The sequence below is a fragment of the Pseudomonas helleri genome, assembly GCF_009600315.1.
GTDB classification, from domain to species: Bacteria; Pseudomonadota; Gammaproteobacteria; order Pseudomonadales; family Pseudomonadaceae; genus Aquipseudomonas; species Aquipseudomonas helleri_A.
This window is the reverse complement of record NZ_WIWC01000036.1, coordinates 1-18,277: the sequence shown is the minus strand read 5'-3', so window position 1 is coordinate 18,277 and position 18,277 is coordinate 1. Positions and strand designations below refer to the sequence as shown.

Annotated in this window: 13 protein-coding genes; 5 read left to right on the top strand and 8 right to left on the bottom strand. The window is 55.5% G+C overall.

Annotated elements, in window-relative coordinates; all coding sequences use genetic code 11:
* Window positions 1-31 precede the first annotated feature (31 nt).
* Genes GHN86_RS18080 through GHN86_RS18070 form a run of 3 tightly spaced genes read right to left on the bottom strand, consistent with a single transcriptional unit; the run spans window position 32 to window position 3,682 of the window.
* Window positions 32-850, bottom strand: a complete 819-nt coding sequence (locus GHN86_RS18080) for a gamma-carboxygeranoyl-CoA hydratase (RefSeq protein ID WP_153380967.1) — start codon at window positions 848-850, stop codon at window positions 32-34.
* Between the two features lie 49 nt (window positions 851-899).
* The gene (locus GHN86_RS18075) at window positions 900-2,507 is read right to left on the bottom strand and encodes a carboxyl transferase domain-containing protein (protein WP_153380965.1); all 1,608 of its coding nucleotides are present in this window, start codon (window positions 2,505-2,507) and stop codon (window positions 900-902) included.
* Window positions 2,508-2,518: 11 nt separating this feature from the next.
* Window positions 2,519-3,682, bottom strand: a complete 1,164-nt coding sequence (locus tag GHN86_RS18070) for an isovaleryl-CoA dehydrogenase (protein ID WP_153380963.1) — start codon at window positions 3,680-3,682, stop codon at window positions 2,519-2,521.
* 349 nt (window positions 3,683-4,031) lie between these two features.
* Here GHN86_RS18070 and GHN86_RS18065 point away from each other — a divergent pair, with 349 nt between their 5' ends.
* Window positions 4,032-5,300 (top strand): hypothetical protein, encoded by a 1,269-nt coding sequence (locus GHN86_RS18065; RefSeq protein ID WP_153380961.1) that lies wholly within the window; start codon window positions 4,032-4,034, stop codon window positions 5,298-5,300.
* A gap of 611 nt (window positions 5,301-5,911) precedes the next feature.
* On the opposite strand, the gene GHN86_RS18060 is transcribed toward GHN86_RS18065, so the two are convergent.
* From GHN86_RS18060 to GHN86_RS18050, 3 genes are read right to left on the bottom strand one after another with little or no spacing between them, the layout of a single operon-like run.
* Entirely contained in the window at window positions 5,912-6,808 is an 897-nt protein-coding gene (locus GHN86_RS18060; protein ID WP_153380959.1) for a hydroxymethylglutaryl-CoA lyase, read from the bottom strand.
* A 53-nt stretch (window positions 6,809-6,861) separates the two neighbouring features.
* On the bottom strand, window positions 6,862-7,260 hold the full coding sequence (locus GHN86_RS18055) for a MerR family transcriptional regulator (protein WP_153380957.1): 399 nt from the start codon (window positions 7,258-7,260) through the stop codon (window positions 6,862-6,864).
* 54 nt (window positions 7,261-7,314) lie between these two features.
* The gene (locus GHN86_RS18050; protein WP_153380955.1) at window positions 7,315-8,250 is read right to left on the bottom strand and encodes a LysR family transcriptional regulator; all 936 of its coding nucleotides are present in this window, start codon (window positions 8,248-8,250) and stop codon (window positions 7,315-7,317) included.
* 154 nt (window positions 8,251-8,404) lie between these two features.
* Here GHN86_RS18050 and GHN86_RS18045 point away from each other — a divergent pair, with 154 nt between their 5' ends.
* The gene (locus tag GHN86_RS18045) at window positions 8,405-9,607 is read left to right on the top strand and encodes an acyl-CoA dehydrogenase (protein ID WP_153380953.1); all 1,203 of its coding nucleotides are present in this window, start codon (window positions 8,405-8,407) and stop codon (window positions 9,605-9,607) included.
* 21 nt (window positions 9,608-9,628) lie between these two features.
* Here GHN86_RS18045 and GHN86_RS18040 read toward each other — a convergent pair whose 3' ends face one another.
* Window positions 9,629-10,924, bottom strand: coding sequence for a substrate-binding domain-containing protein (locus tag GHN86_RS18040; protein WP_228384940.1), 1,296 nt, complete (start codon window positions 10,922-10,924; stop codon window positions 9,629-9,631).
* 104 nt (window positions 10,925-11,028) lie between these two features.
* The gene (xthA, locus tag GHN86_RS18035) at window positions 11,029-11,841 is read right to left on the bottom strand and encodes an exodeoxyribonuclease III (RefSeq protein WP_153380949.1); all 813 of its coding nucleotides are present in this window, start codon (window positions 11,839-11,841) and stop codon (window positions 11,029-11,031) included.
* 165 nt (window positions 11,842-12,006) lie between these two features.
* Here xthA and GHN86_RS18030 point away from each other — a divergent pair, with 165 nt between their 5' ends.
* From GHN86_RS18030 to GHN86_RS18020, 3 genes are all read left to right on the top strand, one after another.
* Entirely contained in the window at window positions 12,007-12,657 is a 651-nt protein-coding gene (locus GHN86_RS18030; protein WP_153380947.1) for a GNAT family N-acetyltransferase, read from the top strand.
* A 63-nt stretch (window positions 12,658-12,720) separates the two neighbouring features.
* Entirely contained in the window at window positions 12,721-14,448 is a 1,728-nt protein-coding gene (locus GHN86_RS18025) for an autotransporter assembly complex protein TamA (protein ID WP_153380945.1), read from the top strand.
* Window positions 14,445-18,119, top strand: a complete 3,675-nt coding sequence (locus GHN86_RS18020; RefSeq protein ID WP_323369442.1) for a translocation/assembly module TamB domain-containing protein — start codon at window positions 14,445-14,447, stop codon at window positions 18,117-18,119. Before GHN86_RS18025 ends, GHN86_RS18020 begins: the two co-directional genes overlap by 4 nt.
* The last annotated feature ends 158 nt before the right edge of the window (window positions 18,120-18,277 follow it).

Below are 18,277 nucleotides of genomic sequence, written 5' to 3'. Positions count from 1 at the left end.
GCAACCAATACTGAGTTCAGTTGACGAGCGCTCAAGGCCGCACCTCCTGTTGTGAGGCTGCATGTTGCCAACTGGGCGTGCGCTTTTGCAGAAAGGCACGTAAACCTTCCTGACCCTCCGGGCTGACCCTGATTCTGGCAATGGCATTCTCGCAGTAGCGACGTATGGCCGTGGTCGGCGCGCCATGACTGACTTCGCGTAACAAATCCTTGCAGGAGCGCATGGCCTGCGGGCTATTGAGGAGCAGGTTGTCGATCCATTGAGCGATGTGCTGTTCGAGTTCGCTCTCGGGGTAGCACTCAGACAGCAAACCCAACTCACGAGCACGCACACCGCTGAAACGTTCAGCTGTGAGGGCATAACGTCGTGCAGCGCGCTCGCCAATGGCTTGCACCACAAATGGGCTGATGACGGCCGGTGCCAAGCCAATGCGCACTTCCGACAAGCAGAACTGCGCATCCTCGGCACCAATCGCCATGTCGCAGGCGCTGATCAGGCCCAATGCTCCGCCGTAGGCCGCGCCTTGAACCACTGCCAGTGTCGGGATTTTCAGTTTGGCCAGGTTGTACATCAGTTCTGCCAAGTGCCGGGCATCGTCGAGATTGGTGTGATAGTCCAGCTCGGCAGATTGCTGCATCCAGGCCAGGTCGGCACCGGCGCTAAAATGTTTGCCGCGTCCGCGCAACACCAGAAAACGCAGGCGCGGATCGCTTTGTACGGCGTCCAGCGCGAGGATCAGTTCGCGGATCATTTCGGCATTGAAGGCATTGTTTTTAGGTGCGCGACTCAACCACAAGGTGGCAAAGCCCCGAGGGTCGGTATGCACTTCGAGGGTGGTGAATTCGATCATGTCCGTCAGTCCTTAATGGCTGGGGTGTGAAGCAAAGGCGCGGTGCCGCTCACATGCGAAACACACCAAAGCGGGTAGGTTCTATCGGGGCGTTCAATGCGGCCGACAAACCCAGTGCCAGAACGTCACGGGTTTGCGCGGGATCGATGACACCGTCGTCCCACAAGCGGGCGCTGGAGTAGTAGGGGTGACCCTGACGTTCATATTGATCAAGGATGGGCTGTTTGATTTGCGCCTCTTCTTCGTCGGTAAACAACAGACCATTGCGTTCGGCCTGTTCACGTTTTACCTGTACGAGCACTCCGGCGGCTTGCTCAGCGCCCATCACGCCGATCCGTGCGTTGGGCCACATCCATAAAAAACGCGGGTCATAGGCACGGCCGCACATGCCGTAGTTACCGGCGCCAAAACTGCCGCCAATAATCACCGTGAATTTCGGCACCTTGGCGCACGCTACGGCGGCCACCAGTTTGGCCCCGTGTTTGGCGATCCCGCCGGCCTCGTATTTTTGCCCGACCATGAACCCGGTGATGTTTTGCAGGAATATCAGGGGAATACCGCGCTGACATGCCAGCTCAATAAAATGCGCGCCTTTTTGTGCCGCCTCGGCAAACAGAATGCCGTTGTTGGCCAATATTGCTACTGGATAGCCGTGCAAGTGCGCAAAACCACAGACGAGTGTAGTGCCGAACAGGGTTTTGAATTCATCGAATACCGAGCCATCAACCAATCGTGCAATGACTTCACGGACATCGAAGGGCTGTTTGGCCTGCGCCGGAATGATGCCGTAGAGTTCATCCGGGTCGTACAAAGGCGCCAAGGCTTTGCGTTGCTGCAAGTGGCCCAGTTTGCGCCAGTTCAGATTGGCAATGCAGCGCCGGGCCAGCGCCAGTGCGTGTTCATCACTGTCGGCATAATGGTCGGCCACCCCTGACACCTTGCAGTGCACATCGGCGCCCCCCAGTTCTTCAGCGCTGACCACTTCGCCAGTGGCGGCTTTGACCAGCGGTGGCCCGGCGAGGAAGATGGTGGCTTGCTGGCGCACCATGATGGCTTCGTCCGCCATAGCGGGTACATAGGCCCCGCCCGCCGTACAGGAACCCATGACCACGGCAATTTGCGGGATACCCGCGGCACTCATGTTGGCCTGATTGAAAAAGATCCGTCCGAAATGTTCCCGGTCCGGGAATACTTCATCCTGACGCGGCAAGTTGGCGCCGCCCGAATCCACCAGATAAATGCAGGGCAGGCGGTTTTGTTCAGCGATAGTCTGCGCCCGCAGGTGCTTTTTGACAGTTAACGGATAGTAAGACCCACCTTTGACCGTGGCGTCATTGGCGACAATCATGCATTCAACGCCTTCGACTCGGCCAATGCCCGCGATTATTCCGGCGGCTGGTACGTCCTCGTCGTACACCTGATAAGCGGCCAACTGACTGAGTTCCAGAAAAGGCGAGCCGCTATCGAGCACACGATTGATGCGTTCACGGGCAAGCAATTTGCCCCGTGAGGTATGACGTTCTTGGGCTTTACTTCCTCCACCTTGCTGCACATGGTCGAGCAGCATGCGCAACTGCTCGACCTGTTCAAGCATGGCGCTGCGGTTACTGAGAAACTCGGCTGATCGCGAGTTGATCAGCGTCTGCAAAATGGACATGCGCGCGCTCCTCAGCGAGTTTCGTTAAACAGTTCGCGACCAATTAGCATGCGTCGAATTTCGCTGGTGCCCGCGCCGATCTCATACAGCTTGGCGTCACGCAGCAGGCGTCCGGCAGGGAATTCATTGATGTAGCCGTTGCCGCCCAGAATCTGGATAGCGTCAAGGGCCATTTGGGTAGCGCGTTCAGCGCTGTACAGAATCACCCCGGCTGCGTCCTTGCGGGTGGTTTCGCCACGCTCGCACGCGGCAGCGACGGCATACAAGTAGGCACGGCTGGCATTGAGTTGGGTGTACATGTCGGCGACTTTGCCCTGAATCAGCTGAAACTCCCCGATACTTTGGCCGAACTGTTTGCGGTCATGAATATAGGGTACAACCAGATCCATGCACGCCTGCATAATCCCGGTGGGACCGCCCGAAAGTACGACGCGCTCGTAATCCAGGCCGCTCATCAACACCTTTACGCCAGCATTCAACGTGCCCAGCAGGTTTTCCTGGGGCACTTCAACGTCGTCAAAAAACAGTTCGCTGGTGTTGGAACCGCGCATGCCGAGCTTGTCGAAATGCTTGCTGCGGGTGAAACCTTTCCAGTCGCGCTCAACAATGAATGCACTGATGCCGTGAGCATTTTTTTCAAGATCAGTCTTGGCGTAAATCACATAGGTTGTGGCATCGGGACCATTGGTAATCCAGGTTTTGCTGCCGTTCAGCACAAAATGGTCGCCGCGTTTGTCTGCACGCAGCTTCATGGAGACCACGTCAGAGCCCGCGTTGGGCTCGCTCATGGCCAATGCACCAACATGTTCGCCGCTGATGAGCTTAGGCAGGTACTTGAGCTTTTGCGCGTGTGTGCCGTTTCGGTTGATTTGGTTAACGCAGAGGTTGGAATGGGCTCCGTAGGACAGGGCGACGGATGCTGAGCCGCGGCTGATTTCCTCCATCGCGACCACATGGGCCAAGTAGCTGAGGCCGGTGCCGCCGTATTCTTCCGGGACGGTGATACCCAGCAGGCCCATGTCCCCGAATTTGCGCCACATGTCGGCCGGAAAAAGATTGTCCTTGTCGATTTGCGCCGCCCGTGGCGCCAGTTCTGCGGCGACGAAGGCCTGCACCTGATCGCGCAGCATGTCGATGGTTTCGCCCAGGGCGAAGTTCAAAGTCGGGTAGCTCATAGGGCACCTTGATCATTATTCTTGTGGGAAGAAGCTGTTTGCGATGCGGTTCATAACCTTTACGTTAACGTAAGCCTGGCCCCGGCCTCTGTCAACGACCTTGACGTAAACGTAAACGTTATTTAACGAAAGCCGCTGTGCCGAAATGACGTATCGCCAGTCCACGCTCTCTGGCAGGGAAACTTTGGGAAATCCGCAGTGTGGGAGAGATGTGAATAGTGAGTGTTGTAGTAAATGTCTGTTTTTACTGTCTTCCTTGAGAGTACTGGCACTTAAGTTTTGAGGATATTTTTTGCCCTGACGCAAATTTCGTAAAGCCAAAGCGGCTCTATCAGTCAGGAGTTATAAGATGTTAAATAGTCAGATGGCGAAAATCTCAGTCACGCATCTATCAGATGACCCTGTGGCGGATTATGCAATCAGGTTGCCCAATAAGTTTTTTAATCGGTGCATTGAAGACATTTTTCCTCAAATTGAATCCGAACTCGGTGGCACTCTCATTGATGAAGAGCTGGGAATTACAGTGACTTGGCAATTGTCTGAGCCACCTGTATTGGTCAGTCCTTACTATCTTCCTGAGATGGAATGTAACTTGAGCATCACGGTGGAAGCTGTGAATAAAACAGCAACCTCGATCTCTGTTTATCTGAATGGTATTTTATATTTTATTGAAACCATAGATAGGTACGTGCTGAAGATTGAAGATGCGCCCTACATGAATCTTACCCCTGAGGATCCATTTGCGCAGGCTGTACTCAAAAACAAAATGAGTGAAGTTGCAAGTGTGCTAAACAAAGTTCTTGCAGTAGTCCTGATTCCTAAGCATGTGCCCGACTTTTTTCCTGAAATGCCACCGTTGGGGATATGGTCATTTCCATTTGACACGCCCGAAGCCACCGGAAGTGTACTTCGAACCGCTTATTGCCCAGACAGATTTAGCGCACAAAAACTGACCGATATTGTGCCGCGAGTCAAAAGGCAGCTGGAGCCTGAAGAGACAGTACGAACTGCTTATGATGATGTTTTTCGTGTTCAGATAAGCCATCGTGTTTTGGAGAAAGTGATCAGGGAAAAGTTTTGGGATCCGATGCCCAAAGAGTTTACTGAAGAGGGCGGGCTTATTCGGCTGCTGAATTATAATCTGGAAATGAAGGATGATTATTTAGCGTTGGTGGTTGAATTGGGCGGCCGTGTAAGAGTGGATATATCGGGTCTGCCTGACCCTGAATGGTCAGTGGATTTTTTAGCTCCTCTTGATGTGCATCTTAAAGTGTACGTTGCGGCAGATAAAACAATCAGGATCTCGTACGACGAAACTTATTTCCCCTCGTTTAATCTTGTGGGAAACAATTCATGGGCGGATATGTACGAGAGCATGATACCGGGCTTGAAAAACATGATCGCGTCTGAAATTGGGACTGCCTTGGTGAGTAATGTCATCGCTTTGGTGGGTGATATTGATGAGTTGCTCTTTGAGTTGTCTGACGAAACGTTTGATATAGGAGATAAGTCAGTGTTGGTCGCTCCACAGATTACGGATATTCGTTCCTATGGCACTCAAGGCGCTTATTATTTGAATTTTGCCGGGGTAATGAATACCTCGGTCAACGCACGCTAAGTGCCTATTTAAGCGAGTGGGGGCGGTTTCATGCTCATGAGCTCTCTTCCTCGTGATCATGAATCTGACTCAACACAAAGGGGAGCCGAAGCTCCCCTTTAATGTGTCATTGCATGCTCTCTTTTTATTATTGAAGGGCGGCGTATTGTTGTTTTTGGAACTCACCCTTTGCTGCGTTTTGTGCGATCCCCATTCGGGATCAAGAGCAAACGTATTTTTTTGAGCGCTGATCCACTTTCATCACGGGCTATCAAACCTGTGATCCAACCTGAACGGGTGCTACCTGAGGGTAGTTTTATTGTTCTCTGCCCGGTTGCGAGGTGGCTCTGTAGCTCCCCGGAAAAGTAAACCTTCTCCAAAAAAATCTGTTAGCTGCGTCTCTGCCGTGTTGTTTTTGTTATGTCAGAGTCGTTTCGTATTGTTTTTATTAGGTTGCTGCATTTTTTTGTTCTTGTTATGCCATAGAGATAGCAGGAGCCGTGCCAACTTTTAAAATTTCTTATAAATCAATAAGTTGATGAAATATCGAAAAAAAACCGAGCCTTGTGGGGGCCGGTTTGTTTCCGTGTTACTCATTTCAAGGCGCGTGCGGTAACACTGGGCCACAGGTTTCAGCCCAGTAGCGCTTTGGCCACCCGCGAGCCCGTAACCCTGCCCAGAACCTTGCAAATGTGTTCCCCAGCCAGCAGCAGCTTGTTCATGTCCACGCCGGTGTCGATACCCATGCCGTTGAGCATGTAGAGCACATCTTCGGTCGCGACATTACCGCTGGCGCCTTTCGCGTAAGGGCAGCCGCCCAGCCCCGCAATCGAACTATCGAAGACGCTGATGCCTTCCTGCAGGCTGGCGTAGATATTGACCAGCGCCTGACCGTAGGTGTCATGGAAGTGACCCGCGAGTTTTTCTCGTGGGACGTAGGCTGTGACCGCCTCGAACATCGTTCTTGTAGCCAAGGGAGTCCCGGTGCCGAGAGTGTCCCCCAGTGAAACTTCGTAACAGCCCATGGCGTAGAGTTCCTTGGCAACAGTCGCGACCTGTTGCGCGCTGACCTGACCTTCATAAGGGCAACCCAGCACGCAGGACACGTAGCCGCGCACGCTAATTCCGTACTGGCGGCCAGCCTCGATAATGGGCTCAAAGCGCGCCAGACTTTCACTGATGGAACAATTGATATTGCGCTGTGAAAAAGCCTCGGAGGCGGCGGCAAACACGGCGACTTCTTTGACCCCCGCGCTCACAGCGTCCTCGAACCCGCGCAGATTAGGTGCTAAAGCACCGTAGACCACGCCCGGTTTGCGCTGAATGCGCGCGAACACGTCTGCCGAGCCCGCCATTTGCGGTACCCATTTGGGTGAGACAAAGCTGCCGACTTCGATATAACTCAAGCCCGCCTCCGTCAGCGCGTCTACCAGTTGCACCTTGTCCGCCACGCTAATGGGTTGGGCTTCATTTTGCAGACCGTCGCGAGGGCCAACTTCGACCAGACGCACATACGTGGGGAGGTTCATGGGTCACCGTGTTTACAAAGAAAGGTGTAGGTCAGCGATAACCGCGTGTGCAGTCAGTTTGCATTCTGGGTTTTAAGGGTCTGTTCCAAAGCCTGGAGGCAGCGCTCTTCGGCAGTGTCCAGTTCAAGCTGCATCTGCTGTATGTCCAGCAACTGCTGCTGGAGTTGTTCACGGCGTTCGGCAATTTTTGCCAACATGCTGTTCAGTTGTTTTTGATTGCCTTGGGCTGGGTCGTAAAGCTCGATCAGTTCGCGGCATTCGGCCAGTGAAAAACCGATGCGTTTACCGCGCAATATCAACTTCAGGCTGACTTTATCGCGGGCTGAATACACCCGTTCCTGGCCGCGCCGCTCGGGGGCGAGCAAGCCTTGTTCTTCATAAAAGCGGATGGCACGGGTGGTGATGTCCAGCTCGCGGGCCAGGTCGGAAATACTGTACGTCTGGCTGCTCATGGGCGCGCTCTTGATTCATCGTGAGCTTAAGCTACTGGCTGCTTGACGTTTACGTCAAGCGCGGGCACTGGCGAATTTATTTTCCAGCGCAATTTGCTTCTGACAGACCTCAACCAGCTGTTCGCGCATCCAGCGATTGGCCGGGTCTTGTTCGGTGCTTTCATGCCAGTACAAATGTGTTTCAACATTGGGCAATTCAGTGAGCGGCAACGCCACAAAATGCAAGGCGTGGCGCCGTGCAAAGCGCTCGGGAACGGTCATCACCATATCGGTTTGCTGCAGTACATTGGTCGCCATCAGGTAGTGCTGCGAGCGCAGCGTGATTTTGCGTTGTCGACCGATTTTACCGAGCGCCAGATCGACTTGGCCGAGTCCGTTACGTCGCGTCGAAATGTGAATATGGGTCAGGGCCAGATACTCATCGAGGCTGATGCCAGGTTTATTGGCCAAGGGATGTCCCTGACGCATGGCGCACACAAAGCGATCTTCCATCAACTTGACGTGACGCACCTGCGGGTCGGTATTGAGCGGTGCATCCACGGCGAAATCCAGTCGTCCCGCTGCCAGATCGCTGGTGGTTTCGCGCCGGTGGGCGAGAAAACTCTCAACCACGACGGCGGGTGCCTGGCGGCGCAATCGTTGAAACAAGGGCGGCAAGATCACCGCTTCGGACAGGTCAGTCATGCTGATCCGAAACGTTTTGCTGGCTTGCAACGGATTAAAAATCCGACTTTCCTGCACCGACACGCGCAGCAAGGCCAAGGCGCTGCGCACCGGGCTGATGATGTTTTGAGCCATCGGCGTGGGCACCATGCCTTGCGCGGTACGCACAAACAACGGGTCGTTGAAGCTTTCGCGCAAGCGAGCCAGTGCGTTGGAGACCGCAGGCTGGGTAATTCCCAGAATTTGGCCTGCGCGTGTCAGGTTGGCTTCGGTGTAAATCGCGTCAAAGACGACAAACAGATTGAGATCGACCTTGTTCAGGTTCATGGCGCTTCGCTCTTGTTATCGGGTAAAACGAGGTCGAAAACTATATTGCTTATGAATGGTAATACACGCTGTAAATAGACAACGCAAATGAAGCATGGCTGTTCTAGCATCGGGGATTACTTATTCCAGACTTCCCGGTAGCAGGTAACCCTCAATGGATTTCGCTTATTCCCCGAAAGTTCAAGCGCTGCGCGAGCGTGTGACGGCGTTTATGGACACCCATGTGTACCCGGCGGAAGTTATTTTCGAGCAACAGGTGGCTGAGGGAGATCGCTGGCAACCGACTGCGATCATGGAGGACCTCAAACGCAAGGCTAAAGCTGAAGGGTTATGGAATTTGTTTCTGCCCGAATCCCAAGCGGGGGCGGGACTGAGCAATCTGGAATACGCACCACTGGCCGAAATCATGGGCCGCTCGATGCTCGGCTCGGAGCCATTTAATTGCTCGGCCCCTGATACCGGCAATATGGAAGTGCTGGTGCGTTACGCCAGTGAGTCGCAAAAACAGCAGTGGCTTGAGCCTTTGCTGCGCGGGGAAATCCGCTCGGCGTTTGCAATGACTGAGCCCGACGTGGCTTCATCTGATGCAACCAATATGGCCGCTCGGGCGGTGCGTGATGGCGATCAGTGGGTGATCGACGGTCGCAAATGGTGGACCTCGGGCGCCTGTGACCCGCGCTGTAAAATTTTGATTTTTATGGGCTTGAGCAATCCTGAAAACCCGCGTCACCAACAGCATTCAATGATTCTGGTGCCCATTGACACACCGGGGGTAAAAGTCGTGCGCCCGTTGCCAGTGTTTGGGTATGACGATGCGCCCCATGGGCATGCCGAAGTCCTGTTCGATAATGTCCGGGTGCCCTACGAAAACGTATTGCTGGGTGAGGGACGAGGTTTTGAGATTGCTCAAGGTCGCCTTGGCCCAGGGCGCATCCATCACTGCATGCGTTCGATTGGCATGGCTGAGCGTGCGTTGCAATTAATGTGTGAACGCTCGATGGCGCGTAAAGCGTTCGGCAAACCACTGGCACGATTGGGGGGCAATATCGACCAGATTGCCGACTCGCGAATGGACATCGACATGGCGCGGCTGTTGACGCTCAAGGCGGCATACATGATGGACACGGTGGGCAATAAAGTCGCCCGGAGTGAAATCGCGCAAATCAAAGTGGTCGCGCCGAATGTGGCGTTGAAGGTGATTGATAGAGCCATTCAGATGCATGGCGGGGCGGGAGTTTCGGGGGATTTTCCGCTGGCGTATATGTATGCCATGCAACGCACGTTACGACTGGCCGATGGCCCGGACGAAGTTCACAGAGCCGCAGTAGGCAAGCTGGAGCTGGATAAGTACGCCTAGTCGCTTAGTCGCCAAGTGGGCTTAATACACCCACACCTCAACGCGACGGTTTTTGAGGCGACCTTCATCCTCGGCGTTGTTCGCCACCGGCATCTGCGCGCCGTAGCCACGAATTTCACGTAATACGACGCCGCTTTTGACCAGCTCACGACGCACAGCCATCGCCCGCAGTTTCGATAATAATTGCGCGCGCTCGGTGTCGTTTTTGGCATCGCCAAAACCCACCAGGGTGATGTGTTGACTGAGCTTGTCATGGGTTCTCAAATACTCGATCACACGCACCAAATCCTGACGCGCCTTGTTGTCGAGTGTCGCGCTGCCTTCTTCAAATCGAAAATTGACAGACAGGCGCTGAGCTTCTTTGGTCAGTGTCTGATAGTCCTCGGGCATGTGTTCACCGGCCACGACACGATTGGCTTGTACGCTCTGCGCAATAAAACCATTCTGCGCGACAATCGCTTGCCCTTGAGGGCTTTGGGTGAAGTTGACCAGTGAGTGGGCCAGTGAATTCCGGGTGTTCGGGGGCAGATAGAAAAACAGGCGCCGGGATAGCGGATAGTCTTCGCTGGCAATGAGGCTGTCGAGCGGTAACATCGGCTGCGAAGGCCCATCGGCAATCGCCACGGCTTTTGCCGCACGGATGTAGGGCAGGCCAATAAAACCAATGGCTTGCGGGTCATGGCTGACCGCATCGGATAACTGCTCACTGGACTCGAAGCGCTGTGCCGTGGAGCTTAACGCCATGTTTTCGCGGTTGAGCACTACCTCTTTAAACGTGTCCCATGTACCGGACCGATCATCGCGGGCATAGAGATGAATCGTCCCGCCGACGCCGCCCAGTGCTTCCCAAGTGCTGACCCGACCGCTGAAGATGTCGGCCAGTTGGGCGGTGGTGAGTTGAGTCAGCGGGTTGTCGGGATGAACAATGATTGCCAGGCCGTCGATGGCGATGACGTGTTCGGCTTCCGGGCTTTTCAGGTCACCCAGTGCTTCAAGCTCGACCAGTTCAGCGTCTTTGATGGGGCGTGAGGAGGCAACCATATCCGCCTGCCCTGCATTGAGTGCCGCGAAACCGGTGCCTGATCCGTGGGCTGAAACATCGACGCGAACCTGCTGGCCCAAGGCATTGGTGCCGACAATGCTGTACTCGTTAGGGGGCGTGGCAGGCACGCGGTGAATGTTGCGCAGGCCCTGTTCGGCCAGCATGGCGCTCACCAGTGCCGGGCCGAGATTGGCGCCAATGGTGTTTGAGCCTTGAATGCGCAAGTCGCTCGCAAAGGCCATGCCGGTCATAGAACACGCCACCATCCACACCATTAACCGCAGCATCAGCGGGCACCTTCCTGGAGCCAGAAATGAGCCAGCAATTTAAGGTAGGCGTGTTACCGGCGCATGACGATGGCGATAAATGACCTCGCCACTCAGCTCAATTCGAGCCAGACAGGTGCGTGGTCAGAGGGTTTTTCCATGGCGCGCAGGTCGTAGTCGACACCGGCGTCCTTGATCCGAGGCACCAGCCCATTGGAGGTCAGAATCACGTCGATGCGCAGGCCACGTTTAGGCTCGTCTTCAAAGCCCCGGCTGCGATAGTCGAACCAGCTGAAGCGGTCTGTGACGTCCGGGTGCAGGTAACGAAAACTGTCCACCAGGCCCCAGCCCTTGAGGCGTTCCATCCACTCGCGTTCCTCCGGCAAAAAGCTGCATTTGCCGGTTTTCAGCCAACGCTTGGCGTTGTCCGGGCCGATACCGATATCGCAGTCTTGCGGGGAGATGTTGATGTCACCCATGACCACCAACGGTTGTTCATTGCTGAACTGACTTTCGAGCAGCTGTTGCAGGTCACTGTAAAAGCGCTGTTTGGCCGGAAATTTGGTGGGGTGGTCGCGGCTTTCGCCCTGTGGGAAGTAACCATTCATGATGGTCACCGGCTGGCCATTTTCGTCGGCGAACGTGCCCCAGATAAAACGGCGTTGTGCGTCTTCTTCGTCGGTGGCAAAGCCCTTGTGCAGCTCAAGGGGTTCTTTTCGCGACAGCAGGGCGACGCCGTAATGGCCTTTCTGACCATGGAAATGCACGTGATAACCCAAGGCCTGAATGTCGGCGAGGGGGAATTGATCGTCGTGGACTTTGGTTTCCTGCAGGCCGATGACGTCGGGCTGATGTTTTTCGATCAGCGCTGCCAGCTGATGTGGCCGAGCGCGCAGGCCGTTAATGTTGAATGAAACGATTTTCATGGGCGGGCAGTCCTGAATAAAACTGCGATGTTAGCGGTCAGCGTGCAGTGGGGCAAATGCACTGCTAACGTTGCAAACTCGCAGCCCCGATTGAACTGTTATGCGCCTCGGGGGCTCGTACTCATTAAGAAGTGTCGCTATCCAAGCGTCACCGAGGGGACCGTCATGACACAAGCGTCGAACGCCACATGCCAGATTCAACTGCTGGACAGCGGCTATTCAAAGGAAGCGCGGGCGCTGCTGTATCAGGCGTATCGCCAGGAGCCGACGTTTCAATATTTGTTTGAAGCGAGTCGCCCCGGGTATGAACGGCGGATGCGAGCTACCGTTCGGGCGCTGGTCAAACAGCATTTTTTTCAGGATTTACCGGCCTTGGGAATTTTGGTCGATGACCGCCTGGTGGGCATTGCCCTGATCGCGCCCCCCCTGCGGCGTCTGGGTATTACTGAAAGCTGGGCATGGCAACTGCGCATGTTCTTAACGGCCGGTCTGCGCGGCACACGCCGTTATCTGGACTATCATAACGCCGTGCTGGCCTGCATTCCCGGGGATGCCGTGCATATGTTGCCGCTGCACGGTATACACCCGCAGTTCCAAGGGATGCACTATGGCGAGCAGTTACTGGAAGCCGTTCATAACTGGTGCGCAGCGGACGAGCATTCCGAAGGTGTAGTGCTCGACACCGGTAATGAACAGGCCCTGGAATTTTATAAGCGTCAGGGTTATGTCCAGATTGGAGAGGTGGCCATAGGCCCGGTGGTGGAGCGTGTCTTATTTCATGCCAACCCTCAGGTGTTACACACTGCAACAGCATAAGCCCGCGTTTGTGCTCCGTGGCGCGCTCTAAGTCCAGCCTTGTCCGTGATAGCATCCGCGCCTATGAAGTTTCCAGGAAGATTCACCAGTGCGTTTGTCCTGTTGATCAGCAGTTGCGCGGCATTTGCCCAAAGCGAACTGGTGGTCAAGGTCAAACCGGCAAACAACGCCCTCAAGGCCAATGTGGAAGGCTATATAGGCAGCCTCGGCGATCGCGACGAGGAGGCCTTGTTGCGCTTCAAACGTGGCGCTATAGAGCAGGCCCTTAAAGCCTCCCAGGCCTTGGGTTATTATCAGCCCACCATCGATGCCGAGGTTAAAGCCGGCGATCCGCCGCGTCTGGAGTTGAACATTGATCCCGGCGAGCCGGTGCATCTGCGCAACGTCACGGTGCGAGTCGAGGGCCCGGCTTCATCACTCAAGGCATTCCAGATCCCGCTCAGTGACGACCTGAAACCGGGCGCTGTGCTCAATCAGGGCAACTACGAAGACGCCAAGCGCTTGATCCTTAACCGTGCGCTGCGTTACGGTTTTTTCGACGGTAAATTCCTCAAGCACGAAATACTGGTCGACCCCAAAGGTGGGTTTGCCGACATCAATCTTGTGTATGAAAGCGGCCCTCGTTACACACTTGGGAAGGTCACATTTGCGGGCAATGCGCCTTTTGATCAGACCTTGCTTGATCGGTTGGTGCCGTTCAAACCCGACACACCCTACGACTCCCAACTGATTGCCGAGCTCAATCAAAACCTGCAAGGCAGTGGCTATTTTGAAACGGTGCAAGTGGATGCCGCACCGAGTACGGCTGTCGGTACTGTGATTCCGGTTGACGTCGATCTGTATACCCGCAAACCACGCACCATGACGTTGGGTCTGGGTTATTCGACCGATATGGGGCCGCGTGGCAAAGCCAGCTGGACGCGACATTGGGACAACCCCCGTGGCGACAGTTACGGTTTTGAGTCAGAAATTTCTCAGCCCAAGCAGAACGTCGGGGCCTGGTATGACATTCCGCTTGATCCGCCCCTGACCGATAAATTGCGCTTTGCGGCAGGCTATCAATACGAAGAAATCGCCAATACCGACACGTTGAGCAAGTTGCTCACCCTTGGCCCTGAATGGCACAGCAAGATGGACAATGGCTGGACGCGGGTGGTTTTTCTGCGCTGGCAACATGAGCAGTACCGCTTGGGGGATGATTCTGGGTTGAGCACCTTGCTGATGCCGGGGGTGAGTTTCTCGGTGGTGCGCAGTGATAACCGTATTGACCCGAGCCACGGCTACAGCGTGACCTCCAGTATCGAAGTGGCCAAGGAAGGGCTGATGTCGGACACCAACCTGTTACACGGTGACGTGCAATTCAAGGCGTTGACCACCTTGTGGGAAAAACACCGTTTTCTGGGGCGCGTTCAATTCGGCGGCAGCGCTACCAATGGCTATAAACAAGTACCGCCTTCCTTGCGGTTTTTTGCGGGCGGCGATCAAAGCGTGCGCGGCTATGCCTATCAAAGCCTGTCACCCAAGAACTCCGAGGGTGATCGCATCGGCGGGCGTTATATGCTGACGGGCAGCCTTGAGTATCAATACCAGTTCGCTGAGAAATGGCGCTGGGCCACGTTCGTGGATCAGGGCAACGCATTCAACAATCTGGAACTGCCCAGCTTGAAGACTGGGGTCGGCGTGGGTATTCGTTATATTTCACCGATAGGCCCGATACGACTCGACCTGGCTCATGCGCTGGACGATGACGGTGGTATCCAACTGCACTTCTCGATGGGGCCTGAACTGTGATTCGTGGTTTGAAAATAGCCGGCTTAGTCGTTTTGGTGCTGGTATTGCTGGTGGTTGTCACCCTCGGCGTTATTTTGGGGACGCAAACGGGCAGTCGTTGGGTGTTGGCTCAAGTGCCGGGTTTGCAGGTGGACAACTTCAACGGTCGTTTGGGTGCACAGTGGAGCGCCGATCACCTGTTGTGGGAGCAAGGCACCAGCCGTGTAGAAGTGACCCGGCCGATCTTTGCCTGGTCGCCCGGCTGCCTGACCCGTATGACCTTATGCATAGACCAGCTACAGGCGGATCAAGTCAGCCTGCAATTCCCGCCCAGCGAAGACAGCAGCAGCGGTCCCATCAGCTTGCCGGAGCTGAAATTACCCCTGGCCATTGAAGTCGGTGTGATTAAAGTCGGTAACGTGTTGTTCAACGGTATCGAGCAGCTTAAAGGTTTGCAGATAGCGGCGCAGTGGACGGCCAAAGGCTTGCAGATCGATTCCGCAACGATCGAGCGTGAAGACCTCAGCGTGAACCTTTCCGGGTTGTTGCAACCCAATGGGGACTGGCCACTGGCGTTAAAGGGGACGATCAATCTGCCATCCCCGGACAAACAGCCTTGGGCACTGGCGTTGAACGTCGAGGGTCATTTACGCACAACCTTGAATCTCGCGGCTGACAGCAGCGGTTACCTCAACGCTCACCTGACGGGTAATGTTCAACCGCTGGCAGAAAACCTGCCCGCGCAAGTGAGCATTACCTCTGAGGCCTTCAAGGCCAGCCCGGATCTGCCTGATACTTTGCAACTCAATCAATTGCTGCTTACGGCCAAAGGTGATCTCAAGGCCGGCTATGCCCTGAAGGGCACGGCCAGCTTACCGGCTGAAAATAACCCGGTGAGTGTATTGCTTGAAGGTCGAGTGGACAGCAAAGGCGCCCAGGTTTCAGCGCTGGACCTGACCTCCAGTGCGCAGCAGCATTTGAAGCTATCGGGGAAGGTGGATTGGCAAAAAGGACTGAGCGCCGATGCCACTGTCCACTGGCTCGAGTTCCCTTGGCATAACCTGTACCCCGTGATCGCCAAACCGGACGTTGACCTGCGTACGTTCATCGGTGACGTGTCTTATACCGATGGCAAGTACCTGGGCAACTTCAAGGCGGATCTGGATGGCCCGGCCGGTGCTTTCAGTGTCGCCAGCCCATTCAGCGGTGACCTGGGCCAAATCTTCCTGCCGCAGCTAAAACTGGTGGCCGGGCAGGGCAAAGCTGAGGGGCACGTTAACGTAAAGTTCGCCGATGGCGTAGCGTGGGATGCGGCGCTGGATTTGAGTGCGTTGAACCCGGCGTACTGGGTGGCTGAATTGCCGGGGACGTTGGCAGGCCCGTTGCGCAGCACAGGCTCATTTAAAAATGAGCGGCTGGAACTGGACGCTGATCTTGATCTCAAAGGCCGTTTGCGTGGGTTGCCGGCCATGTTGCAAGCCAAGGCGCAGGGTGCCGGTGAAGCATGGACGGTCAGCGCACTGGACATTCGTCTGGGTGATAACCGCATCTATGGTACGGCCAGTTTGCAGCAGCAACTCAAAGCGCAGCTGGAATTGAACCTGCCGCGTTTGGGTCAGTTGTGGCCAGAACTGCGCGGTCAGCTCAAGGGCCGGGTCGACATGGCCGGCACGCTCAAGGCCCCCGAGGGCAAAGTGGCCTTGCAGGGTCAGCAGTTGGCGTTTGCCGAAAATCGCCTGCAAAGCCTGACGCTGGACGCCACGCTGGATCGCAACCAACGTGGTCGGCTTGACCTCAAGGGCAGCGGTATTCAGGCGGGCGACACGCAACTGGGAGTGTTGACGGTAGGCGGCAGCGGTGACATCAAACGCCAGCAACTGCAATTGGCGTTACAAGGGCCGATGCTTCAACTTGGGCTGGCGCTTGATGGCGGGCTGGATAAAGACAATTGGCGGGGTCGACTGACCCGGGGCGATGTGAAGGCGGGCGGACAAGCTTGGGTGTTGCAAAACCCGGCGCGTCTGGAGCGACTGGCCGATGGCAAAATCAATTTGGGCGCGCAGTGCTGGACCTCTGGCCCGGCCAGTTTGTGCAGCGAAGATCAACGGTTGATGCCCGATCCCAAGCTGCGCTTTCACCTCAAGCAGTTCCCTCTCGACAGCTTGGCGCAATGGTTCCCCAAAGACTTTCAATGGCAAGGGCAACTTAACGCCGACCTACTGCTGGACGTACCCGCCAGCGGCCCAAAAGGTCAGGTCGTGGTCGACGCCAGCGGTGGCACCTTGCGCATTAAAGATAAAGGCCAGTGGCTGGATTTCCCGTACCAGACCTTAAAACTCACTAGCAATTTGACCCCGAGCCGTGTCGACACTCAGTTCAACTTCAATGGTGGCAAACTGGGTCAACTGATGCTCAATGCACGGCTTAATCCGTTGCCCAAAAGCAAGCCGATCACAGGTGACTTCCGACTGAGCGGTCTGGATATTTCAGTGATTCGTCCCTTTGTGCCGATGGTTGAGACACTCACCGGCCAACTGAACGGCACCGGGACCATTTCCGGTGCATTGCTCGCCCCGCACATCAACGGCAATGTCGCGTTGAGCGGTGGCGAGATTTCCGGGCCGCAGCTACCGACCAACTTTGAAAACCTGCAATTGAGCGCCGTGATCAATGGCGAAACGGCACTGCTCAATGGCGGCTGGACCAGCGGCAAACTAGGGCAGGGCAGCATCAGCGGCGACGTTGCGTGGGGCAAGGCGATGTCGGTTAACGTATTGGTCAAGGGCAATAACCTGCCTGTGACGGTTGAGCCTTACGCCAAACTGGACGTAGCCCCTGACCTTAGAATCTCGCTGAAACCGGATAACACGCTGTTGGTCGCGGGTAAGGTAAACATCCCGAAAGGTGAAATCACTGTACGAGAATTACCGCCCTCGACGGTTAAGGTGTCAGACGACACTGTGATCATTGGCCAGCAGGCGACCCAGAGCGAGCCGCCCATGGTGATCGACATGGACATAGACGTGGTGGTGGGGCAGGAGCTGTTGACCTTCAGCGGCTTTGGCCTGAACGCGGACATCGCCGGGCAGGTACACATTGGCAACAACATGGACACGCGGGGAGAGCTACGGCTTAACAATGGTCGCTACCGGGCTTATGGCCAGCGTTTGACCATTCGCCGTGCGCGGCTGTTGTTTACCGGGCCTATAGACCAGCCCTACCTGGACATTGAAGCGGTTCGCCAAACCGATGACGTAATTGCCGGAATCCGGCTGACCGGCAGCCCGGAGCAACCGACGACGCAAATCTTCTCGGAACCGGCCATGAGCCAGGAACAGGCCTTGTCCTATCTGATTCTGGGTCGACCGCTGACCGGCAGTGGCGAAGACGACAACTTGCTGGCACAAGCTGCGTTGGGATTAGGCTTGATGGGCAGTTCGGGTGTGACCACCAGCCTGGCTAACCATCTGGGGCTCAAGGATTTTGAACTGGACACCGAAGGCAGCGGAGACAGCACCTCGGTAGTGGCCAGTGGCAAAATCAACGATCGCTTGAGTGTGCGTTATGGCGTGGGCGTGTTTGAACCGGCCAGCACTATTGCCTTGCGCTATAAATTGAGCAAGCGGGTGTATGTGGAAGTGGCGAGCGGGATAGCCAGTTCGCTGGATATTTTTTACAAGCGGGATTTTTAACTGCAGTTGCAGTAGATCTTGATCTGGCTTTTGATCTTGATCTTGATCTACCGCCCCATCGGGAGGCCGAGTGGAGGTTCTGCGGAGTGGGTCGACCGGCATGGATGCCGGGAGAGCCGTGTTGGGCCATGGATGGCCCGTCACGGCGTGCCCACGGA

Coding starts and splice junctions, on each gene's coding strand:
- GHN86_RS18080 (WP_153380967.1), bottom strand. CDS start 850: ATGATCGAATTCACCACCCTCGAAGTGCATACCGACCCTCGGGGCTTT.
- GHN86_RS18075 (WP_153380965.1), bottom strand. CDS start 2,507: ATGTCCATTTTGCAGACGCTGATCAACTCGCGATCAGCCGAGTTTCTC.
- GHN86_RS18070 (WP_153380963.1), bottom strand. CDS start 3,682: ATGAGCTACCCGACTTTGAACTTCGCCCTGGGCGAAACCATCGACATG.
- GHN86_RS18065 (WP_153380961.1), top strand. CDS start 4,032: ATGTTAAATAGTCAGATGGCGAAAATCTCAGTCACGCATCTATCAGAT.
- GHN86_RS18060 (WP_153380959.1), bottom strand. CDS start 6,808: ATGAACCTCCCCACGTATGTGCGTCTGGTCGAAGTTGGCCCTCGCGAC.
- GHN86_RS18055 (WP_153380957.1), bottom strand. CDS start 7,260: ATGAGCAGCCAGACGTACAGTATTTCCGACCTGGCCCGCGAGCTGGAC.
- GHN86_RS18050 (WP_153380955.1), bottom strand. CDS start 8,250: ATGAACCTGAACAAGGTCGATCTCAATCTGTTTGTCGTCTTTGACGCG.
- GHN86_RS18045 (WP_153380953.1), top strand. CDS start 8,405: ATGGATTTCGCTTATTCCCCGAAAGTTCAAGCGCTGCGCGAGCGTGTG.
- GHN86_RS18040 (WP_228384940.1), bottom strand. CDS start 10,924: ATGGTGTGGATGGTGGCGTGTTCTATGACCGGCATGGCCTTTGCGAGC.
- xthA (WP_153380949.1), bottom strand. CDS start 11,841: ATGAAAATCGTTTCATTCAACATTAACGGCCTGCGCGCTCGGCCACAT.
- GHN86_RS18030 (WP_153380947.1), top strand. CDS start 12,007: ATGACACAAGCGTCGAACGCCACATGCCAGATTCAACTGCTGGACAGC.
- GHN86_RS18025 (WP_153380945.1), top strand. CDS start 12,721: ATGAAGTTTCCAGGAAGATTCACCAGTGCGTTTGTCCTGTTGATCAGC.